This is a genomic window from Sulfurivermis sp., assembly GCF_059410345.1.
Map to the genome: position 1 here is coordinate 158,688 of NZ_JBLJDO010000005.1, position 13,806 is coordinate 172,493.

Sequence of the window (13,806 nt, forward strand, 5' to 3'; positions counted from 1 at the left end):
TCAGACCACCAGGCCCATCACGCTGTAGGCGAGAAAGGTGTAACCGAGGGCAAACAGCAGGGCGACCCCCTGATTGACCTCCAGGGCGTGACGCAGGATATGTACCGTCACCACCACGCTCCACACGATCACCACCAGCGACAGCAGCGAAGGCACGGCGCGCGCGCTGTCGCCCTCCGCCGCATAGAACCAGGCCGTGAGCGGCAGGGCCAGCAGGCCCAGCACGATCTCGCAGCCGGCCAGTGCGGTGGCCGTCTGCTGCAGCCGCTGCGGCTTGCGGTGCACCAACAGCAAGCCCTGCACCACGCCCAGCAGCAGCACGGTGCCAAGCACCGCCGCCAGCAGGGATTGCGCCAGCGGCAGGGTGAACAGGGCAAACACCAGCCCCAGCAGCGCATGCGTCAGCAGCGTGAGCAGGAGTAGAAAGCGTGATGCAGGCAGGTGCTGTGGTCCGGCGCGGAGCCGGCAGATATCCATGAATACCTTGAGCAATTGTTCCATCGTGCAGGGTTCCAGCGCCGTAGCGGCGGCGGCCCATGATACCTTTCGCCTCGCTGCGGCAGCAATGCACCGCCGCTCACCGTATACTTGGCGCACTTTCCGCGAACCACGAGCCGCCCATGTCCGTACCGTATATCGATAATCCCGCCGACCTCGCCGCCTACTGCAACGAACTGCGCCAGCACGACTGGTTTGCCCTCGACACCGAGTTCATGCGCGAGAAGAGCTACTACCCGCAGCTGTGCCTGATCCAGATCGCCACCCCCGACGGCGCCGCCTGCATCGATCCCTTCGGCATCGACGACCTCGGCCCGTTGCTGGAACTGCTGTACGACCCGGCCATCCTCAAGGTGTTTCATGCCGCGCGGCAGGATCTGGAAATCTTCCATGTCATGCGCGGCACGCCGCCGGCGCCGGTGTTCGACACCCAGCTCGCCGCCACCCTGCTCGGTCACGGCGATCAGATCGGCTACGGCGCACTGGTGAAGGAGACCCTGGGCGTGGAGCTGGAAAAAGCCCACAGCCGGGCCGACTGGAGCCTGCGCCCACTCACTCCGGAACAGCTGGAGTATGCCGCCGACGACGTGCGCTACCTGGTGCAGGTGTATCAGAAGCAGCGCGCCGCCCTGGAGCAGAACGGCCGCCTGCCCTGGCTGGCGGAGGACTTCGCCGCCCTGTCCGATCCGCGCACCTACGAAAATCCGCCGCAGGAGGCCTGGCGCCGCATCAAGGGCGTCAATTTCCTCAAGGGCGCGCAGTTGGCTGTGCTACAGCAGGTCGCCGCCTGGCGCGAACAGGTGGCGCAGGACTCCGATCGGCCGCGGCGCTGGGTGTTGAAAGACGAGGTGATGTTCGACATGGCCAAACTGATGCCGGACAGCCTGGACAAGCTCGGCCGCATCCGCGGCCTGGAAAAGGGCACCGTGGAGCGCAACGGCAAACGCCTGCTGGAACTGATCCAGCTAGGCCGCAAGATGCCGAAGGAAGACTGGCCGCAACTGGAGACGACGGTACGCCTCGCGCCGGAACAGGAGGCACTGGTCGACGCCATGATGGCGCTGGTGCGGCTGCGCGCCCAACAGCATCAGGTGAGCGTCCCCACACTGGCGCCGCGGCGCGAGGTGGAGCGTCTGCTGAGTAACGATCCCGAGGCCGCACTGCGCCACGGCTGGCGTGCGCAACTGGTGGGCCACGATCTGGAACGGCTGCTGCGCGGGGAATTGTTCCTGCATGTGCGGCAGAACCGGCTCGAAGTGGTGGAAAATACAAACGCTGCGACCTGTTGAGGAACAGGGCGCCACCCCTTGTCCTGGGAGACTGAAAACTTCAGTTAGACGCCATGCAGGCCACCCTCAACCGCAAACGTTTCCCCTGGCGCAGCAGCAACCGCTTCGAACTGCTGGTCGACGGCGGGCGTTTCTTTCCCACCATGCTCACCGCCATCAAGGCAGCGCAGCAGTATGTGCTGCTGGAGATGTACCTGTTCGAGTCGGGCACCATCGCCAGCGAATTCATTGATGCACTGGCGACCGCCGCCGCGCGCGGCGTGCGCGTCTACGTGTTGCTAGATGACTTCGGCGCCCGCGAGTTGAACCAAGGCGATCGCCAGCACCTGATCAATGCCGGCGTACATCTCGCCTTCTACAATCCGCTGCGCTACGGCAAACTACGCCGCAATCTGTGGCGTGACCATCGCAAGCTGCTGCTGGTGGACGGCACCGTGGCATTTACCGGCGGCGCCGGTATCACCGATGAATTCGCCCCGGTTGTACCCATGCACTGGCATGACGTGATGCTCGCCATACGCGGCCCCTGCGTGGCCGACTGGCACGCCGCCTTCGCCCAGGTGTGGCATCTGGTCCACAACAACCGCAGCGATATGCCAGACCTGCCCTTGGCGCCGGACAACGACGGCACCGCCCCTGGCCACAGCGCCGGCCGCGTCACCCTCAACGAGCCGCTGCGCATGGAGATCAAACGCTCGCTGCTCAAGCGCCTGCGCGGCGCCGAACGCCGCATCTGGATCGCCAGCGCCTATTTCATTCCATCGTGGAAGATCCGCCGCGCCCTGTATCAGGCGGCGCGCCAGGGCTGCGACGTGCGCCTGCTGCTGCCCGGCCCGCACACCGATCACCCCGGCGTGCGCCATGCCGGCCGGCGCTACTACAGCAAGCTGCTCGCCGCCGGCGTGCGTATCTTCGAATATCAGCCGCGTTTTCTGCATGCCAAGATTCTGCTGTGCGACACCTGGGTGTCCATCGGCTCCAGCAACATCGACCGCTGGAATTTCAGCTGGAATCTCGAGGCCAATCAGGAGGTGGAAGATCACGGCCTGGCCGAGCAGGTAGCCGCGCTGCTCGAAGCCGACTTCACCCACAGCCGGGAGTTTCTCGCCAGCGAGTGGCGCCAGCGCTCCTGGCACCGGCGCGTGCAGGAGCGCTTCTGGGGATGGGTGGAGTTGTGGCTGGAGCGGCTCAGCCAGGGCCACCGACGCGGCCCGAAGCCATGAACTCAGGCCGTGACGTTGAGGTGAGTACCGAGATTGGCGGGTAATGCCGGCGCCGGCTGCGGCAGGGCCTGCAACAGCGCCACGGCGCCGGCCACCTGCACATCGAGGGCCTTGCGCAACACGCTGACAGCGACGGCATCACCCACCTGCTGGGCCCGCATCGCACTGGCGACGGCACTCAGGGCAGCTACATCCATACTTGCACTCTCCGGCGGACGGTTAATGGAACAGCGTCCGGCGGCGGGAAAACTTTAGCCCCGCCCCTTGGCCGGGTCCGGCGGGCGTGGCACCATGCGCAGCATGAAAATCTGTCTTGTTTCCGATAGCCACGACAACCGCTCCCTGCTAACTGCCGCCGTGGCCGAGGCCAAGGAGTTGGGCGCCCAGGTGGTCTGGCACTGCGGCGACGTGGTGGCGCCCACGGCGCTGCGGCCGTTGCAGCAGTTCGGCCTGCCGGTGCACGTCATCCACGGCAACAACATGGGCGACACCTACGCCATGTTCATGCTGGCGCAGGAACCGGGCAGCGTGGTCTTCTATCACGGCCAGGACGCCGGCCTCGAGCAGGGCGGCAAGCGCATCTTCCTGGTGCACTATCCGCACTACGCCCATGCCCTGGCCCTCACCGGCGATTACGATATCGTCTGCTGCGGCCATGACCACCGCCCCGTCATCAAGACCATCGACAACGTCAAGGGCGGCAGCACCCTGCTGCTCAATCCCGGCACCGTGGCCGGCGTCGGCCCGCGTGCCAGCTACATCTTCGGCGATCTGGAAACCATGGCGTTCGAAATCCGCGACGTGCCCGGGGGTAAGAAATAACAACCCGCCGCAGAGACGCAGAGGCGCGGAGAGTTACGAGGTTTTCATGCACGGGAGGGGCTGAAATCACAGCCAGACATTGAGCGCTGGAAACAAGACAAGAGACGTCATCAGATGGCCAAATCGACTATGCCGCTACACCTTGTATCTTGTCCCTAGTGCCTGTCTTCTACAACGAGGGCCGACCCTCTTCGGCGTACTGCTTTTCATGCTGTTCCTGATGTTCGATGCAGCGCCGCGCCGCCGGGTAGGCCTGTAGGCGGGCATAGGGGATGTCGATACCGCAGTCCTCGCACAGACCGTAGCCGCCGGCACTGATGCGTTCCAGCGCCGCCTCCGCCTCGCGCAGCTCGATGATCAGGCGCCCCATCACCGCGACATTGACGTCGGTGAGCAGATCGGCCACCGACTCTTCGCCGGCATCATGCACCTGACCGGCCAGATCACCGTACTGCTCCCGATCCGTTACCAGCAGATGATCGCGGATCTCGCCGCGCAGGCGCGTGCGCTCAGCGTTCAGCAGATGCTTGAGGGTGTTCAGTTGATCGTCGCTCAAACGCGTCATGGTATTTCCTTGTAGGTCGAACCTGCAGGGCGGTCTTCGGTCCGCCAACAACATTCCGACTCAATATCCGGCGGTGTTCTTGTCCACCCAGCGGTGATCGCCCGTGGGCAGCCGTTCCTTCTTCCAGAATGGGGCGTTGGACTTGAGGTCTTCCATGATGTGGCGGCAGGCCTCAAAGGCATCCTTGCGGTGGGCCGACCACACCGCCACCAGCACGATGGGATCGGCCGGATGCAGTTCACCGACGCGATGAACGATCAGGGTATCGAGCAGTTCCCAGCGCTCGCTGGCGGCGCGGCAAATCTTTTCCAGATGCTTCTCGGTCATCCCCGGGTAGTGCTCCAGGGTCATGGCATGGACCGCATCGCCTTCATTGATGTCGCGCATGGTGCCGACGAAAACGGCGGCCGCCCCGGCCGCACCGTGCAGCGCAGTCTGCGAGAGTTCGTATTCCGCCACCTCGCGCCAGGGTTCGAGCGGTGCGGCGCGTACCTCGATCTTCACTTCAGCCTCCGGTCACCGGCGGAAAGAAGGCCACCTCGTCACCGTCCTGTACGGTGGCATTCTGATCGGAGTATTCCATGTTGATGGCCACCAGCACATTGCCCGGCATGGCCTTGCCGCCGGAGGCCTGCAGCCAGACATCGGCCGCCGTCGCCACCTCGCCGATCTCCACGGTGGCGCCGTCGCACCCCAACTGTTCTTTCAGGCTGGCAAAGAATTTCACTGCGACAGTCATGTTCTTTGTCCCCGTTCATTTGCGCCGCTATCCATCGAGAGCCTATCATGGTTGCCCTCGACGAACCAATTGCCCGCACGAGACACCGCCCATGAGCGAATTGACCCATTTCAACACTGCCGGCGCGGCCCACATGGTGGACGTCGGCGCCAAGGCCGTCACCGCCCGCAGCGCCGTCGCCGCCGGACGCATCACCATGCTGCCGGCCACCCTGGCACGGGTGGCGCAGGGCAACGCCAAGAAAGGCGATGTGCTCGGGGTGGCGCGCATCGCCGGCATCATGGGCGCCAAGAAGACCGCCGAACTGATCCCGCTGTGCCACCCCATCGCCCTCACCCACGTCGACATCGAATTCGAACTGGATGAAGCCAACAATGCCGTGCACTGCCGCGCCACCTGCGAGACCGCCGGTCAGACCGGGGTCGAAATGGAGGCGCTCACCGCGGTGCAGGTCGCCCTGCTCACTGTCTACGACATGTGCAAGGCGGTGGACCGCGGCATGACCATCGACCAGGTGCGCCTACTGGAAAAGAAGGGCGGCAAGTCCGGTCACTGGCGCCGCGAAGAAACCTCTAGCTGAGCAATCCCCCATGAACGATCAAGAATTCGGCCCCACCTTCTGGCTCGGCAACGCCGTCCTCGCCCTCGCCCTCTTCATGCTGCTGTTCATGGGCACGATGTGGGAAACCTTTGGCCCCCTCGCCTTTGTGCTATGGACGGCGGTGGCGGGGCTGGGCATCTACCTGGTGATGCTCAAGCCCAAACCCTAGCCAGCGGGCTACCCCTGTACTAAACCCTTCCGTATCCGGCCCGCTGCGGGCCGCGCACCACGGGAGGTGTGTCATGAAAATCCTTATCGTCTACTACTCCATGTACGGCCATATCCAGCGCCTGGCCGAGGCGGTAGCGGAAGGCGTGCGCGAGGTGGCCGGTGCCGAGGCCGTGTTGCGCCGCGTACCGGAGACCCTGCCGGCGGAGGTACTGGCGAAGATGGGCGCCACCGCGGCGCAACAGGCGCAGGCAAACATCCCGCTCTGCACGGTGGAGGAACTGGGCCAGGCGGACGCCGTCATCTTCGGCACACCGACGCGCTTCGGCAACATGTGCGGCCAGATGCGGCAGTTTCTCGATGCCACCGGACAACTGTGGGTCAGCGGCGCACTCATCGGCAAGGCCGGCAGCGTATTCACCAGCAGCGCCACCCAGCACGGCGGGCAGGAATCCACCCTCCTCAGCTTTCACACCACCCTGCTGCATCACGGCATGGTGATCGTCGGCCTGCCCTACAGTTTTCAGGGGCAAATGGGCATAACTGAAATCACCGGCTGTTCGCCCTACGGCGCCTCCACCATCGCCGGCGGTCAGGGTGAACGCATGCCGAGCGCCAACGAGCTGGCTGGCGCCCGTTTCCAGGGCCGCCACGTCGCCACCATTGCCGCCAAACTCTGCGCCTGATGCACCAGGCCGGGGCGCGCTGCGGGGTCGGCGCCCCGTTATCGTCCATGCCGGCACGCGTCCGTACGCAATACTGCGTGCGCGCATGCTGGCCCGGCTTTTGCTCTGTCCATTGCATCGCCCCTGATGGAGATTGCACGATGCATACGACCACCAATGAACTATCCCGCGAGCGCATCCGCCTGATGCTGATGATGCGGCGCATGGTGCGTGAGGAATTCGGCGTCACGGTGCTGTTGAGTGAAACGGAGGCCACGGAAGAGCTGCTGGCCTTCGCCGCACGCGCCCGCAACACCCTGCTGCGGCAGATGGGACGAGAACTGGAGGTGCTGACCACGGCGGAACCGGACAGCACGGCAGAGCAAGCGGCGCCGCTGCGCTACCGCGGAGCGCCGGTGCAGGCAACCGCGCCAGCCACGGAATCAAAACCGGCCGACGTGCGCCGCATCTATCGCGGGCAGGTGATCGGCTAGGGAAGCTCTGAATATGGGAGGGTCTGAATAAGTCCATCCTGGACTTCTCAGCCCACGCGAATCGAAAAGTGTGATTTTCGATTCGCTTCATGTTCCAACGAGTTATGGTCGTTGGAACATGGCGGCACATCCCTGTGCCGCAGAAGCTCTGAACTTATTCAGAACTTCCTAAGCTCAGAGCCACCCTGGGACCGCGCCACGCCTACTCGGCCTTTGGCATAACAGCTACACTGGCCGCATGCACGCTCACACCCACCATCAACCGCCGCGCCGCCATGTCCTGATCATCGCCCTGTTGCTGACCCTGGGCTATGCGGGGGTGGAGGCCGTGGTCGGCCTGTGGTCCGGCTCGCTGGCGCTGCTGGGTGATGCCGGCCACATGCTCACCGACGCCACGGCGCTGGGCATCGCCGCCCTCGCCGCGCGGCTGGCACTACAACCGCCCTCACCGCGTCATTCCTATGGCCTGGGGCGCATCGAGGTGGTAGCGGCGTTGCTCAATGCGCTGTTCATGCTGGGCGTGATCGCGCTCATCGCCTGGGAGGCGGTGGCACGGTTGCAGACGCCGGCGCCGGTACAGGGCCTGGCGGTGATGATCACCGCGGCCATCGGCCTGCTCATCAATGGTGTGGTGGCTTGGTTGCTGCTGCATGGAGACGGCAGCCTCAACGTGCGCGCCGCCCTGCTGCACGTGATGGGCGACCTGCTCGGTTCGGTGGCGGCGCTGGCCGCGGGCGCCGTGATCTGGCTCACCGGCTGGACGCCCATCGACCCGCTGCTGGCCCTGCTGATCTGCGGCCTGATCCTCTATTCCACGCTGAACATCCTGCGCGAGGCCCTGCATGTGATGATGGAGGGCGTGCCGTTGCACCTGGACCTGCGCGAGGTGGGCCAGGCCATGGCCGCTGTCGCACCGATCAAGGCCGTCCACGACCTGCACATCTGGACCCTGGGCTCGGGCCGCATCGCCCTCTCCGCCCACATCGTGCTCGACCGGCTGGATCACTGGGAACAGGTGCTGACGCGGCTGGAACAGCTGCTGCACGCGCGCTACGACATCGACCATGTCACGCTGCAACCGGAGACCGCTACGTTTCCGCTGCGGCCGATGCCCTATGACAAACGGGACTAGGGAAAGTCTGAATAAGTCCATCCTGGACTTCTCAGCCCACGCGAATCGAAAAGAGTGATGTTCGATTGGCTTCATGTTCCAACGACTTATCGTCGCTGGAACATGGTGGCACATCCCTGTGCCGCGGAAGCGCTGAACTTATTCAGAGCTTCCCTAGCCCTCACTCAATCCGGCACGCCTCGTCGAAGGCCAGACGCGGGCCGCGCGGATACAGCTTCTCGCGCACGCCGTAGCCCAGGGCGCAGATGAACAGTGACTTCACCTTGCCGTCGGGGAAGAACGCTGCATCCAGCTTGGCATTGTCGAAACCGGACATGGGGCCGCAATCAAGGCCAAGGCTGCGCGCGGCGAGAATGAAATAGCCACCCTGCAACGCCGTATTGAGCGTGGCGCTGGCGGCGATCTTCTCCGGCTTGCCGGCATACCAGGAACGGGCGTCGGTGTGCGGGAACAGACGCGGCAACTTGTCGTAGAACTCCAGGTCCATGCCGATGATCGCCACCACCGGCGCCGACATGGACTTGTCCACGTTGCCCTCCGCCAGGCAGGGCTTGAGGCGCGCCTTGGCCGCGGCGCTGTGTACGAACACGATGCGCGCCGGGCAGCTGTTGGCGGCGGTCGGTCCCCACTTCATCAGGTCATAGAGTTGCTGCAACTGCTCCGGGCTGACCGGACGGTCCTGCCAATGGCTGAAGCTGCGCGCCGCGCGGAACAGGGTGTCCAGGGCGGTATCGTTCAAGGGCTCGTTCATTATCGTTTCCTATATGGTTAACCAGTATTGCCCGTGTGCCGGCGCCTGCTCGACACGAACGGCGCGGCATGCGCATACTCGCACGCATGCCACACATTACACCTCCCCGCGACGAAACCGAACTGCTGGCCCGGGTGCGCCGCCTCGCCGGCCGTACGCTGGGCGAGCTGGCCGGCGAACTCGGCGTGGCCGTACCGACGGATCTGCGCCGCCACAAGGGCTGGGTGGGTCAGCTCATCGAGCAGGCCCTCGGCGCCTCCGCCGGTTCGCTGGCTGCCCCTGACTTTGAGGCCATCGGCGTGGAACTCAAGACCCTGCCGGTGGATGGGCGCGGCCTGCCGCGGGAATCCACCTACGTCTGCACCGTGCCGCTGGAGGCGGCGGGCGAGGACTGGGAGCATAGCTGGCTGCGGCGCAAGCTGGCGCGCGTGCTGTGGCTGCCGGTGCAGGCGGAAAAGGACGTAGGGCTGCCGCAGCGACGCATCGGCAGCGCCCTGTTGTGGAGTCCGGCGCCGGAAGAAGAGGCGCTCCTGCGCCGCGACTGGGAGGAATTGACCGAGCGCATCCTGCAGGGGGAACTGGAACAGATCAGCGCGCGCCACGGCGAGGTGCTGCAGATCCGCCCCAAGGCCGCCGACAGCCGCGTCCTGCGCCACGCCGTCGGCGCCGATGGCGAGCGCGTACTGACCAACCCACGCGGCTACTACCTGCGCGCGACCTTCACCGCCGCCATCCTGCGGCGCCACTTCGTGCTGCCGGGATAGGTGCTCAGCCGGTACCGAGGCGCTGGCCGTAGCGGGTATACAGGAGGGAATCGAGGTAACGATTATAGAAAGTACGGCCGTCGCCCTCGAAGTCGACGAATTCGACGCCGATACGGAAGCAGCGCTCGCTGCCATCATAGACCGCCCGCACCACCCGGACACGGGAGTAGACCCGCACATATTCATCCGTCCCGCTGTCGATGACGCTGAAGAATACGCGCAGGACATCGCCCATATCGGCGTTGTACTCGCTGAGCAGCTGCATACCGCCCAGGGAGATGTCATAGGTCCAGACGTAATGTGTCTCGCCGCTGGACAGCAGGACGCCCACCTTGAGGCGAATCTTTACACGGGGACTGGCGCGTCGTTCCTGCATGGCTCCAACAATTCATAGATTGCGGCCGACGGGCCGCGGTGACATCGAAGGCGGGCACTATCTCACAGCGGCGCAACGCGCTGCAAAAATTCCTTCACCAGCTCCCAGGACCGGTTGGCGTAGGTCTCGCTGTAACGCTCACTGCCGGGATTGACGAAGCCGTGGCCGGCGTCGAAGGTATGGGTCTCCACCGTCTTGCCGGCGGCGGCCATGGCCTTGTTGAAGCTCTCCATCTTGTCCGGCCAGGTACGCTCCTGCTGGGCATAGATAGCCAGCACCGGCCCGCTCAGTTCGCGCAGGGCCGCCACGTCGGTGACCATGCGGCAATAGAACAGAACGGCGGACTTGACTGTCTCCGGATCGAGCAGCGCCGCCAGCATGGCCTGCCGGCCGCCCAGCGACCAGCCCAGGGTGGTGACGGTGCGGCCGCCCTGCTTGAGGTATTCCAGCGCCGCCAGCAGTTTGTTGTCCGCCAGGTCCTGGTCCAGGTTGCGCATCAGCTCACCGGCCTGCTCCGCATTGCTGGCCTTCTCGCCGTCATACAGGTCGACGACCATCGCCTTGTAGCCCAACGCGGCAATCTTGTCCGCCCACTGCTGGTTGTACTTGAGCACACCCCACCAGTCATGAATGATCAGCACGGCATGGCATGCCGTATCGGGACCGGTGACATAGGCCTCGACCTCATTGCCGTCGTGAGTTTTAAGCACCATCATTGCCATAGCAGACACCACAAGAGTCGGTACGCCCATCCCTGTCGCATGGATACGCCGCATGGTCGTCCCGTACCGTCGGCGGCGCCTATTGTAGCGGTGCCGTCGTATGAGTCCATCCTGAAATTTTTCTGGCCCGACCGCTCTTAACGCATTGGCGCGACGATGGCAAGAGCCTGGCAAGGCGCGGGAACTACTCCTCGTGCTCCACACTGCGGACAAGGATATTGCCCGATTTGTCATCGCGGTCGACCCGCAGCAGCTGGCGCGCCGCCATCTCTGCCAGCAACTTACCGAAAGAGCGAAAACCATAATAAGACTCGTTGAAGCCGGGCTTGCGCCGCTTCAGCGCCTGTTTGACCATTGAACCCCAAATGGTCTCCTCCTCCCCCCGTTCGGCATACAGGGCCTCCACCGTTTCCGTCACCAGGTCGAAGGCCTCCTGTGTCTTGTCCTCCTCCTCGCGCGGCGCCTCCTTGCTCTCTGCCGTCTTCTTGGCGGCCTTCTTGCGACTGCGGGTCTTTTTCTTTTCCTGTTCGCGCACCAGGTCATCGTAGAAGATGAATTCATCGCAGTTGGCGATGAGCAGATCGGAAGTGGACTTCTTCACGCCGACGCCGATCACCACCTTGTTATTCTCCCGCAGCTTGGATACCAGCGGCGAAAAATCCGAGTCGCCGGAGATGATGACGAAGGTATCGACGTGGGACTTGGTGTAACACAGGTCGAGGGCATCCACGACCATGCGGATATCGGCCGAGTTCTTGCCCGACTGGCGCACATGAGGGATCTCAATCAGTTCGAAAGAAGCCTCGTGCATGGGGGCCTTGAATTCCTTGTAACGATCCCAGTCGCAATAGGCCTTTTTCACTACGATGCTGCCCTTGAGCAGCAACTTTTCCAACACGCGGGCAATATCGAACTTGTCGTATTTTGCATCGCGCACGCCGAGGGCGACATTCTCAAAATCACAAAACAGGGCCATGCTCTGGGTGGTGCCGATGGTGGCCATCCTGTTCTCCTCAGTCCTGGTAGTGCAGCGCCAGCCATACCGTGGGCTGCTGTGTGGTGGTCCATTCGACCCGGTGACGGGTGCCGGCCGGGATATTGAGATAGTCGCCCGGACGCAACACCACCGTTTCATTTTCCCCGTCGAATGACAGCCCGGCACTGCCGCTCAACAGCAGCACCCACTCATGCTCGGGCTGCTCAAACCAAAAACCGGGCGGCGAGGCCTGGCCGTTGGAGACGATGCGCTCCAACCGGGAAGACGGCGCCTGAACCAGTGTCTCAAACACCTCGTCCGGCAAGGCCGCAGGGATATTGCCCAACAGATTGCGAATCTTCATGGCAGCTCCGGAATTGCGTTCAGTGTACCGCCCGCGGTGCGGCTATACCGCATCGAGATGGAAGAAACGCCGTATTTTGCGCAGTACCTCAGACTCATGCTGCGCGTTCTGCGCCGTATGTGCCTGCGCATCCAGCGCCTGCCGTGCGCTGTCCAGACCGCCGCGGCGCCCGGCCATGACGTGAGAAATCTCCTCGGCCAATGCTGGACGTGACTGAATGATGCTTTCAAACGAAGCCTTGTCCAGCCGGTAACACTCGACGTCGCTGCGGGCGACCACCGTGGCGCTGCGCGGCTCGCCGGTCATCAGTCCCATCTCGCCGAAAAACCCCGGCCCCTGCGCCGCGTCGATGACACCCAACGGGCGGCGACCGCCGGCCGACTCCAGCACCACCTCCGCCTCACCCTCGGTGACGATATACAACCAGTGCGCCACCGCGCCCTGCTGCGTCATCACATCACCGCGCACAAAGGGGGTGTACTTGAGCCGCTCCGCCACCAGGCGCAGTTCGTCCTCGGTGAGGGTGCGGAACAGCTCGACCTGGTGCAGGAAAGCGAGGCGCCGCTGTATCTCCTGCGCATGGCGCTGCTCATCGTGCTTGACGCCCTCCTTCTCGATATGGACGTACTGCTCCGGTATACAGGGCACAATCCCCGCCCGTTGCAATGCCGCGTAGATGTGCTGGCGCACGACCGAATCGGTCGGGTCGTCCACCGCCAGATCGGTCAGCCAGTAGCGCACCGCATAGCGCGCCGAACTGTCGCCGAAATCCATCATCACGCAGTTGGGCGCTGGCTTGCGCGCCACATGGGGAATATCCGTCTTGTTCAGAGCCCGCTCCACGACGTCGATCACCCGCGCCGGCGGTACGCCGAAGGAAATATTGAACCAGACCCAGCGCCGCCACTGTTCCGGCTGCCCCTGGCGGCGCCCCAGCACCACGAACTTTCCCTTCATCAACTGGCTGTTCGGTATCACCACCGTTTCCCAATTGCGCGTCTCCACCGAGGTGGAGCGCCAGCGGATGTCCACCACGCGCCCGGTGACATCATCGACCTTGATCCAGTCGCCCACCTGCAGCGAATCATCCAGTTGCAGAGCGATGCCGCCAAGGATATTGCCCAGGGTGTCCTGCATGGAAAACGCGAGCACCGCCGTAATCACTGCGGAGGTGGCGACGATGCTGGACAGGTCCAGCCCGGCATAGCGCAGGCGCACCATGGCCCATACCAGATAGGCGGCGATCACCGCCATATCTTCCAGAATGCGCGGCGGCACCAGCCGCAACACCGGCAACAGCCAGCGGAACAACAGTAGGCCGGCCAGGCGAATCACCGCCATGCCTTCGATCAACAGGAACAGTTCACGCAGGGTCGAGGCCGCCGCCGTGTAGCCGCCGGCATACAGCAGGGCGCTCAACAGCAGGCCGGCCAGGCTGACGGCGAACAGCAACAGGGTATTGAACAGGGGACGCCGTGCCTCGGGTACGGCACGCAGCAACACCAGCGCCATCAGCGCCACCATCGGCAACAACCAGCCGAGGCCCTGATGCCCGGCATAGTGCGCGGCTACGCCCCAGTCCCATTCCACAACCGACATGTTCTCTCCCCCAGACCTGGTTCGACTCTGTTATATCCTAGTCGCCGGCTGCTAGGAT

General features: G+C 64.0%; 20 protein-coding genes. 9 read left to right on the plus strand and 11 right to left on the minus strand.

Annotated features, from left to right (window positions below; genetic code table 11):
- Nucleotides 1–501 (minus strand): hypothetical protein, encoded by a 501-nt coding sequence (locus ACMV8A_RS06385; protein ID WP_495324925.1) that lies wholly within the window; start codon nt 499–501, stop codon nt 1–3.
- 119 nt (nt 502–620) lie between these two features.
- Here ACMV8A_RS06385 and rnd point away from each other — a divergent pair, with 119 nt between their 5' ends.
- Nucleotides 621–1,787 (plus strand): ribonuclease D, encoded by a 1,167-nt coding sequence (gene rnd, locus ACMV8A_RS06390; protein ID WP_495324926.1) that lies wholly within the window; start codon nt 621–623, stop codon nt 1,785–1,787.
- Nucleotides 1,788–1,840: 53 nt separating this feature from the next.
- The gene (locus ACMV8A_RS06395) at nt 1,841–3,010 is read left to right on the plus strand and encodes a phospholipase D-like domain-containing protein (RefSeq protein ID WP_495324927.1); all 1,170 of its coding nucleotides are present in this window, start codon (nt 1,841–1,843) and stop codon (nt 3,008–3,010) included.
- Between the two features lie 2 nt (nt 3,011–3,012).
- Here the strand turns inward: ACMV8A_RS06395 and ACMV8A_RS06400 are convergent, their stop codons facing one another.
- Entirely contained in the window at nt 3,013–3,207 is a 195-nt protein-coding gene (locus ACMV8A_RS06400; RefSeq protein WP_495324928.1) for a YjfB family protein, read from the minus strand.
- Nucleotides 3,208–3,310: 103 nt separating this feature from the next.
- Between ACMV8A_RS06400 and ACMV8A_RS06405 the strand changes: the two genes are divergently transcribed.
- The gene (locus ACMV8A_RS06405) at nt 3,311–3,832 is read left to right on the plus strand and encodes a metallophosphoesterase family protein (protein ID WP_495324970.1); all 522 of its coding nucleotides are present in this window, start codon (nt 3,311–3,313) and stop codon (nt 3,830–3,832) included.
- 169 nt (nt 3,833–4,001) lie between these two features.
- Here ACMV8A_RS06405 and ACMV8A_RS06410 read toward each other — a convergent pair whose 3' ends face one another.
- Genes ACMV8A_RS06410 through moaD form a run of 3 tightly spaced genes read right to left on the minus strand, consistent with a single transcriptional unit; the run spans nt 4,002 to nt 5,136 of the window.
- Complete coding sequence (locus ACMV8A_RS06410) at nt 4,002–4,397, minus strand: TraR/DksA family transcriptional regulator (protein ID WP_495324929.1); 396 nt, start codon at nt 4,395–4,397, stop codon at nt 4,002–4,004.
- Between the two features lie 60 nt (nt 4,398–4,457).
- The gene (locus ACMV8A_RS06415) at nt 4,458–4,901 is read right to left on the minus strand and encodes a molybdenum cofactor biosynthesis protein MoaE (RefSeq protein ID WP_495324930.1); all 444 of its coding nucleotides are present in this window, start codon (nt 4,899–4,901) and stop codon (nt 4,458–4,460) included.
- A 1-nt stretch (nt 4,902) separates the two neighbouring features.
- Nucleotides 4,903–5,136, minus strand: coding sequence for a molybdopterin converting factor subunit 1 (moaD, locus tag ACMV8A_RS06420; protein WP_495324931.1), 234 nt, complete (start codon nt 5,134–5,136; stop codon nt 4,903–4,905).
- Between the two features lie 91 nt (nt 5,137–5,227).
- Between moaD and moaC the strand changes: the two genes are divergently transcribed.
- From moaC to ACMV8A_RS06445, 5 genes are all read left to right on the plus strand, one after another.
- On the plus strand, nt 5,228–5,716 hold the full coding sequence (gene moaC, locus ACMV8A_RS06425; RefSeq protein WP_495324932.1) for a cyclic pyranopterin monophosphate synthase MoaC: 489 nt from the start codon (nt 5,228–5,230) through the stop codon (nt 5,714–5,716).
- A gap of 10 nt (nt 5,717–5,726) precedes the next feature.
- Nucleotides 5,727–5,906: a hypothetical protein gene (locus tag ACMV8A_RS06430; RefSeq protein ID WP_495324933.1), complete on the plus strand. Its 180-nt coding sequence runs from the start codon at nt 5,727–5,729 to the stop codon at nt 5,904–5,906.
- A 73-nt stretch (nt 5,907–5,979) separates the two neighbouring features.
- Nucleotides 5,980–6,591: an NAD(P)H:quinone oxidoreductase gene (gene wrbA, locus ACMV8A_RS06435; protein WP_495324934.1), complete on the plus strand. Its 612-nt coding sequence runs from the start codon at nt 5,980–5,982 to the stop codon at nt 6,589–6,591.
- Nucleotides 6,592–6,731: 140 nt separating this feature from the next.
- Nucleotides 6,732–7,064, plus strand: coding sequence for a hypothetical protein (locus ACMV8A_RS06440; protein WP_495324935.1), 333 nt, complete (start codon nt 6,732–6,734; stop codon nt 7,062–7,064).
- Nucleotides 7,065–7,302: 238 nt separating this feature from the next.
- Nucleotides 7,303–8,196 (plus strand): cation diffusion facilitator family transporter, encoded by an 894-nt coding sequence (locus ACMV8A_RS06445; RefSeq protein ID WP_495324936.1) that lies wholly within the window; start codon nt 7,303–7,305, stop codon nt 8,194–8,196.
- Nucleotides 8,197–8,356: 160 nt separating this feature from the next.
- Here ACMV8A_RS06445 and ACMV8A_RS06450 read toward each other — a convergent pair whose 3' ends face one another.
- Entirely contained in the window at nt 8,357–8,947 is a 591-nt protein-coding gene (locus tag ACMV8A_RS06450; RefSeq protein ID WP_495324937.1) for a malonic semialdehyde reductase, read from the minus strand.
- Nucleotides 8,948–9,015: 68 nt separating this feature from the next.
- Here ACMV8A_RS06450 and mutH point away from each other — a divergent pair, with 68 nt between their 5' ends.
- Entirely contained in the window at nt 9,016–9,711 is a 696-nt protein-coding gene (gene mutH / locus ACMV8A_RS06455; protein ID WP_495324938.1) for a DNA mismatch repair endonuclease MutH, read from the plus strand.
- A 4-nt stretch (nt 9,712–9,715) separates the two neighbouring features.
- Here mutH and ACMV8A_RS06460 read toward each other — a convergent pair whose 3' ends face one another.
- The 5 genes from ACMV8A_RS06460 to ACMV8A_RS06480 all read right to left on the minus strand — a co-directional run bounded on the left by ACMV8A_RS06460 (nt 9,716) and on the right by ACMV8A_RS06480 (nt 13,748).
- Nucleotides 9,716–10,087 (minus strand): PilZ domain-containing protein, encoded by a 372-nt coding sequence (locus ACMV8A_RS06460; protein WP_495324939.1) that lies wholly within the window; start codon nt 10,085–10,087, stop codon nt 9,716–9,718.
- A 62-nt stretch (nt 10,088–10,149) separates the two neighbouring features.
- Entirely contained in the window at nt 10,150–10,809 is a 660-nt protein-coding gene (locus tag ACMV8A_RS06465; protein WP_495324940.1) for a dienelactone hydrolase family protein, read from the minus strand.
- Nucleotides 10,810–10,993: 184 nt separating this feature from the next.
- Complete coding sequence (locus tag ACMV8A_RS06470) at nt 10,994–11,812, minus strand: NYN domain-containing protein (protein WP_495324941.1); 819 nt, start codon at nt 11,810–11,812, stop codon at nt 10,994–10,996.
- 10 nt (nt 11,813–11,822) lie between these two features.
- Nucleotides 11,823–12,149: a cupin domain-containing protein gene (locus ACMV8A_RS06475; protein WP_495324942.1), complete on the minus strand. Its 327-nt coding sequence runs from the start codon at nt 12,147–12,149 to the stop codon at nt 11,823–11,825.
- Nucleotides 12,150–12,191: 42 nt separating this feature from the next.
- Nucleotides 12,192–13,748, minus strand: coding sequence for a cyclic nucleotide-binding domain-containing protein (locus ACMV8A_RS06480; protein ID WP_495324943.1), 1,557 nt, complete (start codon nt 13,746–13,748; stop codon nt 12,192–12,194).
- Nucleotides 13,749–13,806 lie beyond the last annotated feature (58 nt).